Below are 18525 nucleotides of genomic sequence, written 5' to 3' on the forward strand. Positions count from 1 at the left end.
ATCACTTGTGCTGGTTATAGAACGACGCTTCGCCTTCCGGACGCGTCTTGAAGCGTTTATGCGTCCAGAAATACTCGGCCGGCGCTTCGCGCACGCGCTCTTCGATGAATGCGTTCATGCGGCGCGTGGCGGCCGTGATGTCGTCGCCCGGATAGTCATCCCACGCTGGATAGTAGGTCACTTGCCAGCCCTGGTAATTGGGCAGGAAGGTGGCGATGACGGGAATGACTTGCGCCTTGGCGGCCAGCGCCAGGCGCGCCGTGGCCGTCAGGGTGGCGGCGGGCACGCCGAAGAAGGGCACGAATTCCGCATCCTTCTCGCCGAAATCCATGTCCGGCAGCATGAAATACGGCAGGCCGTCGCGCAGCGCGCGCAGGATCGTCTTGATGCCGTCCTGGCGCGTAAACAGCTTGGGCGGCTTGAAGCGCGAACGGCCGTTGCGCAAGGCCTGGTCGAAGGCGGCGTTCTTTTGCTGCACATACATCGACGAAGCGGAAATTTCCATGGCCGTGGCGGCGCCTGCCACGTCGAGGCAGACGAAGTGCGGACACAGCAGGATGGTCGGCTTGGCCGCGATCTGCTGGCCCGGGAAGGCGGGCACCTTTTTGATCAGGCGGTTCAGGCGCGCTTCCGACGACCACCACAGGATGCTGCGTTCCCATACGCTGCGCGAATAGGCCTGGAAATGCTGGCGCGCCAGCGCCACGCGCTGGGCTTCCGTCAATTCCGGCATGCACAGGCGCAGATTCGTCAGGGCAATCTTGCGCCGCGTGGGCATGGCGATGAACAGCAGGCTGCCGACGGCCACGCCGAAACGGCCGAGGATGGGCAAGGGCAGCCAGTGCAGCAGCCACATGAAGGCGATCAGCAGTCTCATGCCTGCTCCCCGGCGGCATTCGGCGTCGCGGGCGTGGGCGGCGGCGCGCCGCGCGGCACTTTATAGCGGTTGTAGCTCCACAGGTATTGCGCCGGGCTGCGCGCGATCAATTGTTCCATGGCGGCATTGATGGTGCGCGCCTGTTCCGCCGAGGTGCTGTCGAGGGACTCGGTGAAGGGCACGAAATGCACGATATAGCCGCGCCCGCCCGGCAGGCGTTCCGCGTAGGTGATGATGACTTCGGCGCCGCCCATCTGCGCCAGCTTGGCCGGCAGGGTCATGGTGTAGGCGGGACGGCCAAAGAAATCGGCCCACACGCCTTCGCCTTCCTGCGGCACCTGGTCGGGCAGCAGGCCGATGGGCTGGCCTTTTTTCAGGCATTTGGCGAAGATGCGCACGCCCGACATGTTGGCCGGCGCCAGCATCAGGTTTTCGCGCGCGCGGGCCCCTTCGATCAGCGGTTTCAAGGCGGCGCGCTTGGGCGGACGGTACATCACGGTGAGCGGCGTGCGCAGCGCGATTTGCTGGGCGACGATTTCAAAGCAGCCCAGGTGCGGCGTCAGGAAGACGATGCCGCGGCCGTGCTGCAGCGCTTTTTCCACCAGTTCCCAGTTTTCCACCGTCGCATGGCGCGCCACGCGCTCGGCTGGCGCGCACCAGATGAAGGGCAATTCCAGCACGCTCTTGCCCGCTTCGGCCACGGCCGCGTGCAAGTGTTGCGAAAACCCCGCACCTTGCATGTTCTCGCGCATGCGGCGGCGGTAGGACGGGGAAATGGCGTAAATCACCCAGCCAAGCGCAGTGCCCAGGGCATGCAGGACGGGCAGGGGAAAGATGGACAGGAAGCGGAAAATTGGGACTAACATGTATAAGCGGTTTCCAGGAATGGCGTGTTGCCGTGCCAAAATTTTTTAAGAAGCGTAAAATACCACGTATGCAGTAACCGCTGAGTTAATAGACAACTTGCGATGCGGAATATAAATCTCGCTAAAGCGTCGCAGGCAAAATCCTCTTTACTGCGACAGAACATTCACATAGTAAACAGGAGCTTGCAATGTCAAACGACTATCTCTTCACTTCCGAATCCGTTTCGGAAGGCCATCCCGACAAGGTTGCCGATCAAATTTCCGACGCCATCCTTGACGCCATCCTGACCCAGGATCCAGCCGCCCGCGTGGCTGCCGAAACCCTGTGCAACACGGGTCTGGTGGTGCTGGCTGGCGAGATTACCACCCACGCCAATGTGGATTATATTCAAGTTGCGCGCGAAACCATCAAACGCATCGGCTACGACAACACGGAATACGGCATCGACTACAAGGGTTGCGCCGTGCTGGTGGCCTACGACAAGCAATCGCCGGACATCGCGCAAGGCGTCGATGAAGGTGCGGGGATTGACCTGGATCAAGGCGCTGGCGATCAGGGCCTGATGTTCGGCTACGCCTGCGATGAAACGGCCGAGCTGATGCCTGCCGCCATCCACTACGCGCACCGCCTGGTCGAGCGCCAGTCGCAGCTGCGCAAGGATGGCCGTTTGCCATGGCTGCGTCCGGACGCGAAATCGCAAGTGACCCTGCGCTACGTCGATGGCCGTCCGGTCGGCGTGCACACGGTCGTGCTGTCGACCCAGCATGCGCCGGAAATTTCGCACAAGCAGATCGAAGAAGCCGTCATCGAAGAGATCATCAAGCCGATCTTGCCGCGCGAATGGCTGGCGGAGACCAAATTCCTCGTCAACCCGACGGGCCGTTTCGTCATCGGCGGTCCGCAAGGCGATTGCGGTTTGACCGGCCGCAAGATCATCGTCGACACCTACGGTGGCGCAGCCCCGCACGGCGGCGGCGCGTTCTCGGGCAAGGATCCTTCGAAAGTCGACCGTTCGGCAGCTTACGCGGCCCGCTACGTGGCGAAAAACATCGTCGCGGCCGGCCTGGCGCGCCAATGCCAGGTGCAGGTCAGCTACGCTATCGGCGTGGCCAAGCCGATCAACATCACCGTCTACACGGAAGGCACGGGCGTGATTCCCGATGCGGAAATCGCCAAGCTGGTGCTGGCGCACTTTGATCTGCGTCCAAAAGGCATCGTGCAAATGCTCGACCTGTTGCGCCCGATCTACCAGAAGAGCGCCGCCTACGGCCATTTCGGCCGCGAAGAGCCGGAATTCACGTGGGAACGCACGGACAAGGTCGCCCTGCTGCGCGACGCTGCCGGCCTGAAGTAATCTAGTCGGATTTGCAAGAAAAGCGCCCCGGCCTGCTGGCCGCGGGCGCTTTTTTTATGTGTTGTTACGTGGCAATGTATGGCGAACAAGCTGGCGCGCCAGCCTTGACAATGTTAAAATCCCCCGTCCGAGGAGCGTTGCGACGAAGAAATTCGCCAGGCTCGGAATATCCTGCAACTGCGCTCACGTACCTTTTTCAACAACTGAAAGGAGGGCGTGATGAACGCCGTACTCAAATCGCAACACGACTACACCATCGCCGATATCACTCTGGCCGCATGGGGCGACAAAGAAATCAAGATTGCTGAAACGGAAATGCCTGGCCTGATGGCCATCCGCGAAGAATTCGCGGCAGCGCAGCCTTTGAAAGGCGCGCGCATCACCGGTTCCATCCACATGACCATCCAGACCGCCGTGCTGATCCAGACCCTGGAAGCACTGGGCGCGCAAGTGCGTTGGGCATCGTGCAACATTTACTCCACGCAAGATCATGCCGCCGCCGCCATCGCTGCCGCCGGCACGCCTGTGTTCGCCGTCAAGGGCGAGTCGCTGGACGACTACTGGGAATACACGCACCGCATCTTCGAATGGCCGAACGTGGACGGCAAGGCCGTCTACTCGAACATGATCCTCGACGATGGCGGCGACGCAACCCTGCTGCTGCACCTGGGCGTGCGCGCGGAAACCGACCTGTCGGTGCTGGCGAATCCAGGTTCGGAAGAAGAAATCTGCCTGTTCAACTCGATCAAGAAACACTTGCTGGCCGATCCGACCTGGTACTCGAAACGTCTGCCGGAGATCCTCGGCGTGACGGAAGAAACCACCACCGGCGTGCACCGTTTGTACCAGATGCACAAGGAAGGCAAGCTGGCTTTCCCTGCGATCAACGTGAACGATTCCGTCACGAAATCGAAATTCGACAACCTGTATGGCTGCCGCGAATCGCTGGTCGATGGCATCAAGCGCGCCACCGACGTGATGATCGCCGGTAAAGTGGCCGTCATCGCCGGTTACGGTGACGTCGGCAAGGGTTCGGCCCAGGCCATGCGCGCCCTGTCGGCCCAGGTATGGGTAACGGAAGTCGATCCGATCTGCGCACTGCAGGCGGCGATGGAAGGCTACCGCGTCGTGACCATGGATTACGCGTGCGAACACGGCGACATCTTCGTGACTTGCACCGGCAACTACCATATCCTCACGCACGATCACCTGACGCGCATGAAAGACCAGGCCATCGTCTGCAACATTGGTCACTTCGACAATGAAATCGACGTTGCTTCGCTGAAGCAATACGAGTGGGAAAACATCAAGCCGCAAGTCGACCACATCATCTTCCCGTCGGGCCGCCGCATCATCCTGCTGGCCGAAGGCCGCCTGGTCAACCTCGGCTGCGGCACGGGCCACCCGTCGTACGTGATGAGCTCGTCGTTCGCCAACCAGACGATCGCCCAGATCGAGCTGTACGCGAACACGGCCAACTACCCGGTCGGCGTGTACACCTTGCCAAAACACCTGGACGAAAAAGTCGCTCGTTTGCAACTCAAAAAGTTGAATGCGCAGCTGACGGAACTGACGCAAGAGCAAGCCGACTACATCGGCGTGCGCACGGAAGGTCCATACAAGCCAGAGCACTACCGTTACTAAGATGGTTGCCTCATGAACCTACGGCGCGGCGCGGGGCGCGGCCGGCGATGCTCACTGTGCTACAGCACAGTTGCGCTTCTCGGCCACGCCGCGCATCCGCTCGCTACGGTTCGCGAGGCAAGGAGACTCACTTGTGTAATCTGAACAGTCCGGCCGTCGCCGGTCGATTATCATTTTTGACAGGCTAGAGAAATGCGCTTGCTACTGATTTGGTTTATCAATGCGGCAGCCCTGTTTGCCGTCCCTTACCTGATGCACTCGGTGACGATGAGCAGCGGCTGGACCGCGCTGCTGGCCGCTGCCGTGCTGGGGCTGGTCAATGCGCTGATCCGTCCTTTGCTGATCCTGCTGACTCTGCCCGTGACGTTCCTGTCGCTGGGCCTGTTCATTTTGATCATCAACGGCTTCCTGTTCTGGCTGGTGGCGCAGGTGATCGATGGTTTCCATGTCGCCAGTTTCTGGTCTGCCGTGGGTGGTGCCATTCTGTACAGCATCATTTCCTGGGCCTTGTCGACCTTACTTTTGAGTAACGACGATGGAAAAGCATAACTTCAGTATTGAGTTTTTCCCGCCGAAAACCCCGGAAGGGGCGGAAAAGCTGCGCGCCACGCGTGTCAAGTTGTCTAAATTGCATCCGAAGTATTTCTCGGTGACCTTTGGCGCCGGCGGCACCACGCAGCAGGGCACGCTGGACACCGTGCGCGAGATCCTGGCGGCCGGCGAACAGGCCGCGCCCCATCTGTCTTGCGTCGGCGGTTCGCGCGAATCGATCCGCGCCGTGCTGGCCGACTTCAAGGCGGCGGGCGTGAACCGTATCGTGGCCTTGCGCGGTGACTTGCCGAGCGGCTATGGCGCCTCGGGCGAGTTCCGCTATGCCAACGAGCTGGTGGAATTCATCCGCGCCGAGACGGGCGACCATTTCCATATCGAAGTGGCCGCCTATCCGGAAGTGCACCCGCAAGCCCGTTCGCCGCAGGACGACCTGAACGCGTTTGCGCGCAAGGTGCAGGCCGGCGCCGATGCGGCCATCACCCAGTACTTCTACAATGCCGACGCGTATTTCCAGTTTGTCGAGCAGACGCAGAAGATGGGCATCAACGTGCCTATCGTGGCCGGCATCATGCCGATCACGAATTACACGCAGTTGATGCGCTTTTCGGACATGTGCGGCGCGGAAATTCCACGCTGGGTGCGTCTGAAACTGGCCAGCTTCGGCGACGACAGCGCGTCCATCAAGGCTTTCGGCCTGGACGTGGTGACGGGCTTGTGCGAGCGTTTGCTGGAAGGCGGCGCGCCAGGCTTGCATTTCTATAGCATGAACCAGGCGGCGCCCACGACCGCACTGTGGCAGCGCCTGGTGAAGTAAATCGTTCTGCTGTTATCAGAACAGATCGCCCTCGGTCACGATGTGATCGAGGGCGATGTCGTATTCGCCGTTGGGAAAGCTTGCCGCCAGGCAGGCATAGGCGATACCGAGGGTGCGCGGACGGGGGACCTGCGCCAGGGTGCGGTCGTAATAGCCGCCGCCATAACCGAGCCGGTAGCGTTCCCCATTAAACCCCAGGCAGGGCACCAGCAGGGTGGCGGGTGCCGGGCGCAGGCGTAATCGGGCCGGCACGGCCACGCCCATGCCATCCTTGACCATGGCTTCGCCCGGCGTCCAGTCGCTGAATGCCAGCGGTGCATGTTTTTCCAGCACGACCGGCAAGCTTAATTGCACGCCGCGCGCGGCCAGCTGCGCATAGGCGCCGTGCAAGTCCGGCTCGCCATGCAGGGGCCAGTACACGCCCAATTCCTCGACGTTTTCCTGCGCGCACCAGTCCAGCAGGCGCTGCGCGATGGCCGCATCCCACGTTACTCGCGTGGCGTCGGGCAGGGCGCGCCGGGCCGCCAGCAGGGCCTTGCGCAAGCCGGCTTTGTCCTGTGGCGCAATGGGTGGCCGTGCAGCCGGATCGCATGTTATTCTAGGGTCGCTATTCATATCACCATCAAGTTAAGATTGAGAGTCGTACATTGATTTCCCCACTGAAATGGATTGCCGGCACGATGCTGTGTGTTGCATCGGCCTTGTCTCCCCTGGCAGCCCTGGCCCAGGTATCGGCCACCGTAGCCCCAGCCGCCCCCGACACGCGCAGCGAGGACGATGCCTTCCTGCTGCTGCGCGACGCCGCGCGCAAGGATGACGTCGAAAAAGCCGACTTTTATGCGGGGCGCCTGACGAATTACCAGATTCCATCGTATGTTGACTATTATCGGCTGAAACCGCGCATCAAGCTGCTGACCGAGGCGCAATTTCGCGATTACCTGAACCGCTACAAGGGCAGCGCCATCGCCGACCGTTTCCGCAACGACTGGCTGCTGGAGCTGGGCCGCAAGCGCGACTGGGTCGTATTCGATGAGCAATATCCGCAATTCGCCCTCGACGACGACACCCAGCTCAAGTGCTACGCGCTGATGTCGCGCGCGGCCAAGGGCCAGAACGTGGCGTCCGAGGCGCGCAACCTGCTCGTCTCGCCGCCTGGCTATGGCGAAGCGTGCGGCAGCCTGATCGCGGCATTGGCGCAAAATGGCCAGTTTGACACGAATGACCTGTGGGCGCAGATCCGCCTGGCGGGCCAGACCAATGCCACGGGCCCGGCGCGCCGCATCGCGCTGCTGCTGGGCGCGTCCGACGCGAAGATGGCGCAAGCCATCGACTTGCCGGCGCTGGTGCTGGCCAAGGGACCGGGCGCCAGCCGCGCCGACCATGAGATGTACCTGGTGGCCGTCGGCCGCATGGCGAAAAGCACCTTGAAACTGGGCGTCGTGGCCCTGCAAAAGGCCAGCGCGCAGCTGACGCCGCAGGAACAGGCCATCGGCTGGGCCAGCCTGGCCTTGCAAGCGTCGTATTCGCTGGCGCCGGAAGCATTTGAATATTGGCAAAAAACCAATGGCGCGCCCTTGACCCAGGAGCAGATGCAGTGGAAGGCGCGTATCGCCTTGCGCGAGGGCAACTGGCCACTCGTGAAGGCTGCCATCCAGGCCATGCCGGCTTCGCTGCGCGCCGACCCCACCTGGGTCTACTGGCTGGCGCGCGCGCAGCAGGCGGAAACGCCGGGTCGCCCGAACCCGCAGGCCGACGCCCTGTACCGCACGATTTCCGAGCAATCGAATTTCTATGGCTTGCTGGCCAATGAAGAGCTGGGCAACCACCTGGTCTTGCCGCCGCCGGGCCAGCCGATTTCGCCGGCGGAAATCGCCGCCATGGCTGCCAATCCGGGCTTGCAGCGCGCCTTGAAATTCTTCAATATGCGCTTGCGCTTCGAAGGCACGCGCGAGTGGAACTGGGAATTGCGTTCGATGACGGACCGCCAGCATCTGGCGGCCGCGGAATTTGCGCGCCAGAACAATGTGCTCGACCGCATGGTCAACACCTCGGACCGCACGCGCCTGGAAGTGGACTATACGCAGCGCTATCCGACGCCGCATGACGACGTCATGCATCCGGCCACGCAAACCCTGGGGCTGGATAAAGCCTGGGTGTATGGCCTGATCCGCCAGGAATCGCGCTTCATCATGGATGCGCAGTCGCATGTGGGTGCATCCGGCCTGATGCAGGTGATGCCGTCGACGGCCCGTTATGTCGCCAAGAAGATCGGCCTTACCGATTTCGTTACGGAAACCTTGAGCGACGTGCGCACCAACGTCTTGCTGGGCACGAATTACCTGAACATGGTGCTTGGCGGTCTCGACGGTTCGCAAGTGCTGGCCAGCGCCGCCTACAACGCGGGGCCGGGGCGCTTGCGCATCTGGCGCGCCACCATGACGCGTCCGCTGGAAGGCGCTGTCTTTGCCGAGATCATTCCGTACACGGAAACGCGCGGCTACGTGAAAAACGTGATGGCCAACGCCACCTATTATGCGGCCCTGTTCGAGAAGAGCCCGCAGTCGCTGAAAGCTCGCCTGGGTACCGTCGGGCCGAAAAACAGCGCTGTTTCTGCCGATTTGCCATCATCCAACTAAAGTTCGCCGACCATGCAAACGACCATCCTTGATCCCAGCCTGACGCAAACCCTGGCCGCCGCGCGCGAACCGGGCCTGACCCTCATCATCGGCAACAAGAATTACTCATCGTGGTCGATGCGCCCGTGGGTGGCCATGACGGCCTTCGGCATCCCGTTCCAGGAAGTGCGCGTACTGCTCGACCAGAGCGACACGGCCACCAAAATTGCCGAGTATTCCGCCTGCGGCCGGGTTCCCGTGCTGCTGGCCGGCGAGATCACGATCTGGGACAGCCTGGCCATCTGCGAATACCTGGCCGAGCAGTTTCCCGATAAACACATGTGGCCGCAAGACGTGGCCGCGCGCGCCATGGCGCGTTGTGTCTGCGCGGAAATGCATTCCGGTTTCGCCGGCTTGCGCACGGATATGTCGATGAATATCAAGGCGAAATTGCCGGGACGGGGCCGCACGGCCGCCGCGCAGGCCGACATTGGCCGCATCAGCGAAATCTGGGAAGAGTGTCTGTCCCGTTTTGGCCACCACCAGTTCCTGTTTGGCGACTTTTCCATCGCCGACGCGTATTTCGCGCCCGTCGTCATGCGTTTCCGCACGTACGGCGTGAGCCTGGCGCCGGCCTTGAACGCGTATTGCGAGCGCGTGCAGGCGCACCCGGCCGTGGCCCGCTGGATCACGGAAGCGCTGGCGGAAACGGAAGTCGCTGCCAAGCACGACGCGGAACTGCCTGATTAAGAAAAGAGTGTTATGAAGATATACACGGTCGGTGGCGCGGTGCGCGACCAACTGCTGGGCTTGCCTGTGAAAGACCACGATCACGTCGTTGTGGGCGCCACGCCGGAAGACATGCTGCGCCAGGGCTTCCGCCCCGTCGGCAAGGATTTCCCCGTCTTTCTGCACCCGAAGACGCAGGAAGAATACGCCCTGGCCCGCACGGAACGCAAGACGGCGCCCGGCTACCGGGGCTTTGTCTTCCACACGGCGCCCGACGTCACGCTGGAAGACGACCTGGTGCGGCGTGATCTCACCATCAACGCCATCGCGCAAGCCGGGGACGGGACCTTGACCGACCCGTTCGGCGGCATCGAGGATATTCGCAACAAAATCTTCCGCCACGTCTCCGACGCGTTTGGCGAAGACCCCGTGCGCATCTTGCGCCTGGCCCGCTTTGCCGCCCGTTTTCATACTTTCACTGTCGCACCCGCCACCATGGAGCTGATGCGCCGCATGGTGGCCGACGGCGAAGTCGACGCCCTGGTGGCCGAGCGCGTGTGGCAGGAAGTGGCCAAGGGGCTGATGGAAAGCCATCCATCGCGCATGCTGACGGTGCTGCACGAGTGCGGTGCCCTGGCGCGCATCATGGGGGAAATCGCGCTGAGCGAACGCTTGCTGCACGTGATCGACCATGCCGCTGCGCAAGGTCATGACTTGCCCGTGCGCTTCGCCGTACTGATGCTGGCTGTGCCGTTGGCGCAGATCAACGTGCTGAGCGAGCGCCTGCGCGTGCCCAACGACTGCCGCGAGCTGGCGGTGATGGCGGCGCGCGAGCAGGCGGCGGTCGCTGGCGCGCTGGCGTTGAGCGCCGAGGAACTGGTGAGCTTGTGCGAGCGCTGTGACGGACTGCGCAAGCCGCAGCGTTTCGTGCAGATGCTGGACGCCATCGCCTGCGATGTGCATGCACGGGATCCCGTGTTTCCACAGTCCGCCTGGCTGCAAGCCATGCTGGCGGCCGTGCGCGGCGTGGATGCGGGTGCGCTGGCGCAAGCGTGCGCACAGGAACCGAAGCGCATTCCGGCCGTCATCCATGCTGCGCGGGTCGAGGCCGTCACGAACGTGATCAGCAGCCGGGAACTGCCATGACCCTGCCCAAATTGTTCCAGAACCCGTTTCGCCGCTGGCTCAGCCGTAGCGGCGGTGGGCGTCCGAGCGTGCTCGTCAAGCAGTTGCATGAGCGCGACCGGCGCCGCATGATGAAGCATTTCCTGTCGCTCGAGAAAAGCGACCGCTTGCTGCGCTTCGGCAGCGCCTTGCCCGATGAATTGGTGGCCCAGTACGTGCAGAAGATGGATTTCTCGCGCGACATGATCTACGGCGTCTACAACAGCCTGTTCAAACTGGTGGGGGTGGGGCATCTGGCGTTCGCGCCGAAGGACAAGTCGCCGGCGAAAAGTGTCGTCACGGACAAGGAGCAGGTGGCCGAGTTTGGCGTGTCCGTGTCGAAATCCATGCGCGGCATGGGGGTCGGTTCAAAGCTGTTCGAGCGGGCGGCGATTCACTGCCGTAACAACGATGTCGATACCCTGTACATGCATTGTTTGTCGTCGAACAAGACGATGATGCATATCGCCAAGAAGGCGGGCATGGAAATCCAGCGCGACTATGGCGAAGCCGATGCATACCTGAAACTGTTGCCGCCAAACCCGTCGAGCATGCTGCAGGAAGCCGTGCAGGAACAGTTCGCCATGTTCGACTACACGTTCAAGGCCAACGCGCGCGCCGCGTTCAAACTGTGGGATCGCTTGCCGGGGCGTAGGAAGAAGCCCGGGCCGCCATCACAATAAGGGCAGGGCCGTCGTATCCTTGATGCGCTGCAAGGCAAAGCTTGATTTCACATCCAGCACGGCCGGGTGGCGCAGCAGCGTCGCCATCATGAAGCGCGAAAAGTGCTCCATGTCTTCCACGTGCACGCGCAGCAGGTAATCCATCTCACCCGTCATCGCATAGCAGGCCACCACTTCCGGCCATTGCGCCACGGCCACGGCGAAGTCGGCGCGCGGCGACGTGTTCGTCACCAGATTGGGCGCCAGCACGCGCGCCGTGCTGTGCGCGGTGGCGTCGCTGTGCTTTTCCAGCCGCACGTTCACGTAGGCCAATAGCCCCAGGCCGATCTTTTCCGGGTCCAGCAGGGCCACGTACTGGCGGATCACGCCCGCTTCTTCCAGCCGTTTGACGCGGCGCAAGCATGGCGACGGCGACAGGCTGACCTGCTCGGCCACGTCCTGATTCGACAGGCGGCCATCGGCCTGCAGGACGGCGAGGATCTTGCGATCCGTTTTATCCAGCGTAATTTTGCTCATGCTTCCTCCGGTGGTTCTTGTTTCACGCAATATTATTGCGCAAATCATGATTGTTCGGGAGATCTTTGGCATTTAATGCCCACAGACCGCGCCTATACTGTGCGCTACTTCTTGGAGGAGACATCATGCAATTTCAGCCTTGGGATAACCCGATGGGTACCGATGGTTTCGAGTTCGTCGAGTATGCAGCACCAGACCCAAAAGCATTGGGCAAGCTGTTCGAGAACATGGGCTTCACGGCCATCGCGCGCCACCGCCACAAGGATGTGACCCTGTACCGTCAGGGCGACATCAATTTCATCATCAATGCCGAACAAGATTCGTTCGCGCAGCGTTTTGCCCGCCATCACGGCCCGTCCGTGTGCGCCATCGCCATCCGCGTCGACGACGCGGCCTTCGTGTACCGCCGCGCGCTGGAACTGGGCGCCTGGGGGTTCGATAACAAAACAGGTCCGATGGAGCTGAATATCCCCGCCATCAAGGGCGTGGGCGATTCGCTGCTGTACTTCGTCGACCGCTGGCGCGGCAAGGGCGCCGACAAGCCGGACGCGGCCGCACCAGGCGGCATCGGCGACATCAGCATCTATGACGTCGACTTCGTCGCCATTCCCGGCGCCGTCGCCAACCCGGTCGGCCATGGCCTGACCTATATCGACCACCTGACGCACAATGTGCACCGTGGCCGCATGAAGGAATGGGCCGGTTTCTATGAAAACCTGTTCAACTTCCGCGAAGTGCGCTACTTCGATATCGAAGGCAAACATACGGGCCTGAAGTCGAAAGCCATGACTTCGCCATGCGGCAAGATCCGCATCCCGATCAACGAATCGTCGGACGACAAGTCGCAGATCGCCGAATACCTGGACCAGTACCATGGCGAAGGCATCCAGCATATCGCGCTGGGCACCGATGATATCTACGGCTCCGTGCAAGGCATGCGCGATACGGGTATCGATTTCCAGGACACGATTGAAACTTACTATGAGCTGGTCAACCGCCGCCTGCCGAACCACGGCGAGCAGCTGGAAGAACTGCGCCGCCTGCGCATCCTGATCGATGGCCACAGCACGGAAAACGAACGCGAACTGCTGCTGCAAATCTTCACGCAGACGGTGATCGGCCCGATCTTCTTCGAGATCATCCAGCGCAAGGGCGACCAGGGCTTCGGCGAAGGCAATTTCCGCGCCCTGTTCGAATCGATCGAGCTGGACCAGATCAAGCGCGGCGTGCTGAAAGATACGAACGCGGCGTAATGTTGCTTTGTAACAAATAGTAGTAAAAAGAGTACCGGCCCGGGAGTGCAGCGCAGCAAAGAACTGCGCGCATTCCTGTGGTAGTCTACGACAAACAAGTCATTTTTCCGCACCGGCATGCTCACAAAGCGCGGCCGGTACGTGTGAGTTCAACCGACTTTGCACGCGTAGCACAGAGAATAATGGAGACAAGTAATGAATGCACCAATCATGGGCTCGAGTCTTGAGCCGGGCGCGCACGCGTCTGAAATTTCCCTGAACGACAAATACACCTTGGAGCGTGGCCGCGCCTTCATGACGGGCACGCAAGCGCTGATCCGCCTGCCGATGCTGCAGCGCGAGCGCGACCTGAAGGCTGGCCTGAATACGGCCGGCTACATCACCGGTTACCGCGGTTCGCCTGTGACGTCCGTCGACATGACGGCGATCAAGGCCAAGAAATACCTCGATGAGCACCACGTCAAATTCCACCCGGGCCTGAATGAAGACCTGGCCGCCACGGCCGTCTGGGGCACGCAGCAAACGAATCTGTTCGAAGACGCGAAATACGATGGCGTGTTCGGCATGTGGTACGGCAAGGGTCCCGGCGTCGACCGCTGCGGCGACGTGTTCAAGCACGCGAATAACGCCGGTTCCGCCAAGCATGGCGGCGTGCTGGTGCTGGCCGGCGACGACCATGCGGCCAAGTCCTCGTCCACGGCGCACCAGTCCGACCATATCCTGAACGCCTGCGGCATCCCCGTGCTGTATCCGTCGTCGGTGCAGGAATACATCGACTACGGCTTGCACGCCTGGGCCATGAGCCGCTACACGGGCCTGTGGGTGTCGATGAAATGCGTGACCGACATCATCGAGTCGGGCGCCGCCGTCGACTTCGACCCGGACCGCGTGCAGATCACCCTGCCGACCGACTTCGAGATGCCGGCCGGTGGCCTGAACATCCGCTGGCCCGACACGGTGCTGGAACAAGAAGTACGCATGAATAGCTACAAATGGTATGCGGCGCTGGCGTATGCGCGTGCCAACAAGCTCAATAAAATCATCTGGGACAGCCCGAAGGCGCGCATCGGCATCATCACGGCCGGCAAATCCTACCTCGACACGCGCCAGGCGCTGGCTGACCTGGGCATCGACGAACAGACGGCGTCCGACATCGGCATCCGCCTGTACAAGATCGGCATGACGTGGCCGCTGGAAGCGGATGGCGTGCACGAATTTGCCAAGGGCCTCGATGAAATCCTCGTGGTGGAAGAAAAGCGCCAGATCCTCGAATACGCGCTGAAGGAAGAACTCTACAACCTCAAAGACGGCGAGCGTCCGCGCGTGGTCGGCAAGTTCGACGACACGGGCGAGTGGAGCAACCAGAAGGGCACGGGTCACGGCGACTGGCTGCTGCCGGCCACGTATGAGCTGAACCCGGCCATGATCGCGCGCGCGATTGCCAGCCGCATTTCGCGCTATTACGCGGGCCACCCGGTGGAGCAGCGCGTGAAGGAACGCATCGCCTACCTGGAAGCGAAGGAAAACGTCCTCAAGGCCATCAGCGTGAAACCCGATCCGCAAAAGGACCGCACGCCGTTCTTCTGCTCCGGCTGCCCGCACAACAGCTCGACCAAGGTGCCGGAAGGCTCGCGCGCGCTGGCCGGCATCGGTTGCCACTACATGGTGCTGTGGATGGACCGCGAAACGTCGACATTTACCCATATGGGCGCCGAAGGCGTCACGTGGGTGGGGCAGGCGCCGTTCACGAATGAAAAGCACGTGTTTACCAACCTCGGCGACGGCACGTATTTCCACTCGGGCATCCTGGCCATCCGCGCGGCCGTCTCGGCCAAGGTGAACATCACCTATAAAATCCTGTTCAACGATGCGGTGGCCATGACGGGCGGCCAGGAATTCGACGGGCCATTGTCTCCGGCCATCATTTCGCGCCAGATCGCCGCCGAAGGCGTGGGCCCGATCATCGTCGTCACGGACGAACCGGAAAAATACCCGGACGATTACGCCTGGGCCGAAGGCGTCACCGTGCGCCACCGCTCGGAACTGATGGACGTGCAGCGCGAACTGCGCGATATGCCCGGCGTGTCGGCCATGATCTACGACCAGACCTGCGCCTCGGAAAAACGCCGCCGCCGCAAACGCAATGAATATCCGGACCCGGCCAAGCGCGCCGTCATCAACGAAGCCGTCTGCGAAGGCTGCGGCGACTGTTCCGTGCAATCGAACTGCCTGTCGGTGGAACCGCTGGAAACGGAACTGGGGCGCAAGCGCCAGATCAACCAGTCGTCCTGCAACAAGGATTTCTCGTGCACGACGGGCTTCTGCCCGAGCTTCGTGACGGTGGAAGGCGGCGGCCTGAAAAAGCCGAAAAAAGCGGCTACCGCCGACAAGGATGCGCCAGCCGTACCGGCCTTGCCGACGCCGACGATTCCATCGACGGCCGAGCCGTTCGGCATTCTGGTCACCGGCATCGGCGGCACGGGTGTCGTCACCGTCGGCCAGATCCTGGCCATGGCGGCCCACGTGGAAGGCAAGGGCTGTTCCGTGCTGGACATGAGCGGCCTGGCGCAAAAAGGCGGCCCTGTCATGTCGCACGTGCGCCTGGCGGACCGCCAGGAAGATATCCACTCGACGCGCGTCGGCACCGGTGCGGCCGATCTCGTGATCGGCTGCGACCTGATCGTCACGGCCAGCCGCGACGCCCTGTCGCGCATGGGTGAAGGACGCAGCTGGGCCATGATCAACTCGACCAGTTCGTCGACGGCTGCCTTCGTGAAGAACCCTGACTGGCAATTCCCCGGCGCTTCCGCGCGCATGGAAATCGAAAAAGCGTGCGGCAACGACCACGTGGACTTTATCGACGCGGGCCAGATCGCCACGGCGCTGATGGGCGACTCGATTGCGACGAATATGTTCATGCTGGGCTACGCCTGGCAAAAGGGCAAAGTGCCATTGAGCGAAGCGTCCATCATGAAGGCCATCGACTTGAACAACGTCTCGGTGGCGTTCAACAAGGCCGCCTTCAACTGGGGCCGCGCCGGCGCCCACGATGCGGCCAGCCTGGTACGCATGACAACGCCAGCCAAGGTGGTCGAATTCAAGCGCATCGACACGCTCGACGACATCATCGAAAAACGGGTGGCCCTGCTGACGGCCTATCAGGACCGCGCGTATGCGCAGCAGTACCTGGACTTCGTCGGCCAGGTGCGCGCCGCCGAAAGCGCCCTGAATGGCCCGCAGCTGCGCCTGACGGAAGCCGTGGCCCGCTACTTCTACAAGCTGATGGCCTACAAGGACGAGTATGAAGTGGCGCGGCTGTACACGGACGGCGCCTTCCAGGCGAAGATCGCCGCCATGTTCGAAGGCGACATCAAGCTCAAGTTCCACCTGGCGCCACCGATCATGGCCAAGACGGACGCCCAGGGCCATCTGGTGAAGAAGGAATTCGGCCCGTGGATGATGAAGGCGTTTGGCGTGCTGGCCAAGTTCAAGGGCTTGCGCGGCACGGCCTTCGACGTGTTCGGCCATACGGCAGAGCGCAAGATGGAGCGCGCGCTGATTCTTGAGTACCGCGCGACGGTAGGCGGCTTGCTGCCGAAACTGACGACGGCCAAGCTGGCGCAAGCAGTGGCGATTGCCAGCATTCCGGAAGACATCCGTGGCTATGGCCATGTGAAGGAGCGTCATTTGAAGGCGGCGAAAGAGAAGGAAGCCAGTTTGCTGATCGCCTTCAATGCGCCGACGCCGCTGCCGCCCGTCGTGGCTGCGCCCGTGGCGGCCACCGTGGCGTGATGGGGTGAACTCCACGCTGTAGCAATGGCGCCTGCGGGCGCCATTTTTTTGTGTCAAAGAAAACAACGCCTGCTGTGAAAACGCATTATAATTTTTAGATAATTTCTTTTCGGAAAGTTTGTCATGCATTCCCTGCGCCGTCGTTCCCTCGCTGTGTCCCTCGTATTAGTGTTGAGTGCCTGCGGCGGAGGCGGAGGCGGCAGCAGCGACGGCGCGCCCGTCGTCCCGCCCTTGACTCCAACCGGGCCGACGGGGCCGACGGCGCTGGTCGCTTCATCCACGGTGGCGAACCGCTGCGAGGCGCCGCGCAGCGGCAGCAGCATCGACAAGCCGGGCACCTTGCTCAATGAACAGACGTGGGTGCGCAGCTGGATCGATGAAACGTATCTGTGGTACCGCGAAGTGCCGACCACCTACCTGCCGCAAAGCTTCACCACGGCCAAGGCGTACTTCGATGTGCTGAAAACGACGGCCACGACGGCGTCCGGCAAGCCGAAGGACCAGTTCCATTTCACGTATACGACGGCGGAATGGGAAGCCTCGCTCAATGGCGTGGAACTGGGCTACGGCATGCTGCTGGCGCTGACGCGCACCACGCCGCCGCGCAAGGCGGTGGTCACCATTGTCGAGCCAGGCTCGCCGGCGGCACTGGCAGGCTTGCGGCGCGGTGACGTGCTGCAAACCGTCGATGGCGTCGATTTCGTCAATGCCCCCGACACGGCCAGCGTAGATATCCTCAACGCCGGCCTCTTCCCTGCAGCGCAAGGCACGCATACGCTGGCGTTCAGCCGCAATGGGGCGTCCATCTCCGTGAGCCTGCAGGCGGTGGAGGTCAGCACCAGCGCCGTGCAGAACGAGCGCATCATCGACACGCCCACGGGCAAGGTGGGCTACCTGACCTTCAATACGCATAACAATGTGGCCGAACGCCAGCTGATCGAGACCATGACCCGCTTCCAGGCGGCCGGCATCAGCGACCTGGTGCTCGATGTGCGCTACAACGGCGGCGGTTATCTGGATGTCGCCAGTGAACTCGCTTACATGATTGCTGGCCCGCAACTTACGACCGGCAAGACCTTCGAGCAGGTGCTCTTCAATGACAAGACCCGGCCGGAAGCGCCCGTGCCATTCCATGCGCAAAGCCAGGGCTTCGGCGGCCCGAATCCCCTCGCCAAGGGAACGCCGTTGCCTTCGCTGGGTCTCAAGCGCGTGACCTTGCTGACAACCGGCAATACCTGTTCGGCCAGCGAAGCGATCATCAACGGCTTGCGCGGCGTGGACGTGCAGGTCAACCTGATCGGCGGCACGACGTGCGGCAAGCCCTACGGTTTCTTTCCCGCGCCGAATTGCGGCACCACGTATTTTGCCGTGCAGTTCCAGGGCGTCAATGCCAAGGGCTTTGGCGACTTTGCCGATGGCATGGCGCCGACCTGCGACGTGGCGGACGATTACCAGCACCAGTTGGGCGACGCGGCCGAAGGCATGCTGGCGGCGGCGCTGCGCTACCGCAGCAGTGGCAGCTGCACGCCGGCCACGGGCGCGCTCAGACTGCTGGGTTCAATCGAGAGTCCGGCCGACACGGCCACGCGCCTGCTGCGCCCGGCCTACAAGGAAATTGCCATCATTCGCCGTTAAGGCGCACGTTCCTGCCATGTGCCAGAAAAG

At 62.1% G+C, this 18525-nt stretch carries 15 protein-coding genes and 1 riboswitch; of the genes, 11 read left to right on the forward strand and 4 right to left on the reverse strand.

Annotation, left to right across the window (positions count from 1 at the left end; all coding sequences use genetic code 11):
• Window position 1: 1 nt before the first annotated feature.
• Together JAB1_RS11720 and JAB1_RS11725 are read right to left on the reverse strand one after the other, a co-directional pair.
• Complete coding sequence (locus tag JAB1_RS11720; protein ID WP_034783539.1) at window positions 2-877, reverse strand: lipid A biosynthesis acyltransferase; 876 nt, start codon at window positions 875-877, stop codon at window positions 2-4.
• On the reverse strand, window positions 874-1743 hold the full coding sequence (locus tag JAB1_RS11725) for a lysophospholipid acyltransferase family protein (protein ID WP_070280037.1): 870 nt from the start codon (window positions 1741-1743) through the stop codon (window positions 874-876). Before JAB1_RS11725 ends, JAB1_RS11720 begins: the two co-directional genes overlap by 4 nt.
• Window positions 1744-1931: 188 nt before the next feature.
• Here JAB1_RS11725 and metK point away from each other — a divergent pair, with 188 nt between their 5' ends.
• From metK to metF, 4 genes are all read left to right on the forward strand, one after another.
• Window positions 1932-3098, forward strand: coding sequence for a methionine adenosyltransferase (gene metK / locus JAB1_RS11730; protein ID WP_070280038.1), 1167 nt, complete (start codon window positions 1932-1934; stop codon window positions 3096-3098).
• A gap of 123 nt (window positions 3099-3221) precedes the next feature.
• Window positions 3222-3290, forward strand: a riboswitch (S-adenosyl-L-homocysteine riboswitch).
• Between the two features lie 27 nt (window positions 3291-3317).
• Window positions 3318-4742, forward strand: coding sequence for an adenosylhomocysteinase (ahcY, locus tag JAB1_RS11735; protein ID WP_070258574.1), 1425 nt, complete (start codon window positions 3318-3320; stop codon window positions 4740-4742).
• A gap of 192 nt (window positions 4743-4934) precedes the next feature.
• On the forward strand, window positions 4935-5291 hold the full coding sequence (locus JAB1_RS11740) for a phage holin family protein (RefSeq protein ID WP_034783534.1): 357 nt from the start codon (window positions 4935-4937) through the stop codon (window positions 5289-5291).
• On the forward strand, window positions 5278-6108 hold the full coding sequence (gene metF, locus JAB1_RS11745; RefSeq protein ID WP_070280039.1) for a methylenetetrahydrofolate reductase [NAD(P)H]: 831 nt from the start codon (window positions 5278-5280) through the stop codon (window positions 6106-6108). The genes JAB1_RS11740 and metF overlap by 14 nt, the downstream gene beginning before the upstream one ends.
• Window positions 6109-6123: 15 nt before the next feature.
• Here metF and JAB1_RS11750 read toward each other — a convergent pair whose 3' ends face one another.
• Complete coding sequence (locus JAB1_RS11750; protein ID WP_175445048.1) at window positions 6124-6723, reverse strand: 5-formyltetrahydrofolate cyclo-ligase; 600 nt, start codon at window positions 6721-6723, stop codon at window positions 6124-6126.
• Between the two features lie 32 nt (window positions 6724-6755).
• Here JAB1_RS11750 and JAB1_RS11755 point away from each other — a divergent pair, with 32 nt between their 5' ends.
• From JAB1_RS11755 to JAB1_RS11770, 4 genes are read left to right on the forward strand one after another with little or no spacing between them, the layout of a single operon-like run.
• A complete protein-coding gene (locus JAB1_RS11755; protein WP_070280041.1) occupies window positions 6756-8744 on the forward strand; it encodes a lytic transglycosylase domain-containing protein in 1989 nt (662 codons plus the stop codon).
• Window positions 8745-8756: 12 nt separating this feature from the next.
• The gene (locus tag JAB1_RS11760; RefSeq protein WP_034783529.1) at window positions 8757-9473 is read left to right on the forward strand and encodes a glutathione S-transferase family protein; all 717 of its coding nucleotides are present in this window, start codon (window positions 8757-8759) and stop codon (window positions 9471-9473) included.
• Between the two features lie 12 nt (window positions 9474-9485).
• Window positions 9486-10598: a hypothetical protein gene (locus JAB1_RS11765; RefSeq protein ID WP_070280042.1), complete on the forward strand. Its 1113-nt coding sequence runs from the start codon at window positions 9486-9488 to the stop codon at window positions 10596-10598.
• Complete coding sequence (locus JAB1_RS11770) at window positions 10595-11299, forward strand: GNAT family N-acetyltransferase (RefSeq protein WP_070280043.1); 705 nt, start codon at window positions 10595-10597, stop codon at window positions 11297-11299. The genes JAB1_RS11765 and JAB1_RS11770 overlap by 4 nt, the downstream gene beginning before the upstream one ends.
• On the opposite strand, the gene JAB1_RS11775 is transcribed toward JAB1_RS11770, so the two are convergent.
• Window positions 11291-11815 (reverse strand): Lrp/AsnC family transcriptional regulator, encoded by a 525-nt coding sequence (locus JAB1_RS11775; RefSeq protein ID WP_034753092.1) that lies wholly within the window; start codon window positions 11813-11815, stop codon window positions 11291-11293. The two genes, JAB1_RS11770 and JAB1_RS11775, sit on opposite strands and share 9 nt — an antisense overlap.
• Before the next feature lie 125 nt (window positions 11816-11940).
• On the opposite strand from JAB1_RS11775, the gene hppD reads away from it, so the two are divergent.
• The 3 genes from hppD (at window position 11941) to JAB1_RS11790 (ending at window position 18495) form a co-directional block, all read left to right on the forward strand.
• A complete protein-coding gene (gene hppD / locus JAB1_RS11780) occupies window positions 11941-13068 on the forward strand; it encodes a 4-hydroxyphenylpyruvate dioxygenase (RefSeq protein WP_034783523.1) in 1128 nt (375 codons plus the stop codon).
• A 195-nt stretch (window positions 13069-13263) separates the two neighbouring features.
• A complete protein-coding gene (locus JAB1_RS11785; protein ID WP_070280044.1) occupies window positions 13264-16860 on the forward strand; it encodes an indolepyruvate ferredoxin oxidoreductase family protein in 3597 nt (1198 codons plus the stop codon).
• A 123-nt stretch (window positions 16861-16983) separates the two neighbouring features.
• Complete coding sequence (locus tag JAB1_RS11790) at window positions 16984-18495, forward strand: S41 family peptidase (RefSeq protein WP_034783521.1); 1512 nt, start codon at window positions 16984-16986, stop codon at window positions 18493-18495.
• Window positions 18496-18525 lie beyond the last annotated feature (30 nt).

The organism is Janthinobacterium sp. MP5059B, from assembly GCF_001758645.1.
Lineage (GTDB): Bacteria > Pseudomonadota > Gammaproteobacteria > Burkholderiales > Burkholderiaceae_D > Janthinobacterium > Janthinobacterium lividum.

Coding starts and splice junctions, on each gene's coding strand:
- JAB1_RS11740 (WP_034783534.1), top strand. CDS start 4,935: ATGCGCTTGCTACTGATTTGGTTTATCAATGCGGCAGCCCTGTTTGCC.
- ahcY (WP_070258574.1), top strand. CDS start 3,318: ATGAACGCCGTACTCAAATCGCAACACGACTACACCATCGCCGATATC.
- JAB1_RS11785 (WP_070280044.1), top strand. CDS start 13,264: ATGAATGCACCAATCATGGGCTCGAGTCTTGAGCCGGGCGCGCACGCG.
- JAB1_RS11765 (WP_070280042.1), top strand. CDS start 9,486: ATGAAGATATACACGGTCGGTGGCGCGGTGCGCGACCAACTGCTGGGC.
- JAB1_RS11770 (WP_070280043.1), top strand. CDS start 10,595: ATGACCCTGCCCAAATTGTTCCAGAACCCGTTTCGCCGCTGGCTCAGC.
- JAB1_RS11725 (WP_070280037.1), bottom strand. CDS start 1,743: ATGTTAGTCCCAATTTTCCGCTTCCTGTCCATCTTTCCCCTGCCCGTC.
- JAB1_RS11720 (WP_034783539.1), bottom strand. CDS start 877: ATGAGACTGCTGATCGCCTTCATGTGGCTGCTGCACTGGCTGCCCTTG.
- JAB1_RS11760 (WP_034783529.1), top strand. CDS start 8,757: ATGCAAACGACCATCCTTGATCCCAGCCTGACGCAAACCCTGGCCGCC.
- metF (WP_070280039.1), top strand. CDS start 5,278: ATGGAAAAGCATAACTTCAGTATTGAGTTTTTCCCGCCGAAAACCCCG.
- hppD (WP_034783523.1), top strand. CDS start 11,941: ATGCAATTTCAGCCTTGGGATAACCCGATGGGTACCGATGGTTTCGAG.
- JAB1_RS11750 (WP_175445048.1), bottom strand. CDS start 6,723: ATGAATAGCGACCCTAGAATAACATGCGATCCGGCTGCACGGCCACCC.
- JAB1_RS11790 (WP_034783521.1), top strand. CDS start 16,984: ATGCATTCCCTGCGCCGTCGTTCCCTCGCTGTGTCCCTCGTATTAGTG.
- metK (WP_070280038.1), top strand. CDS start 1,932: ATGTCAAACGACTATCTCTTCACTTCCGAATCCGTTTCGGAAGGCCAT.
- JAB1_RS11775 (WP_034753092.1), bottom strand. CDS start 11,815: ATGAGCAAAATTACGCTGGATAAAACGGATCGCAAGATCCTCGCCGTC.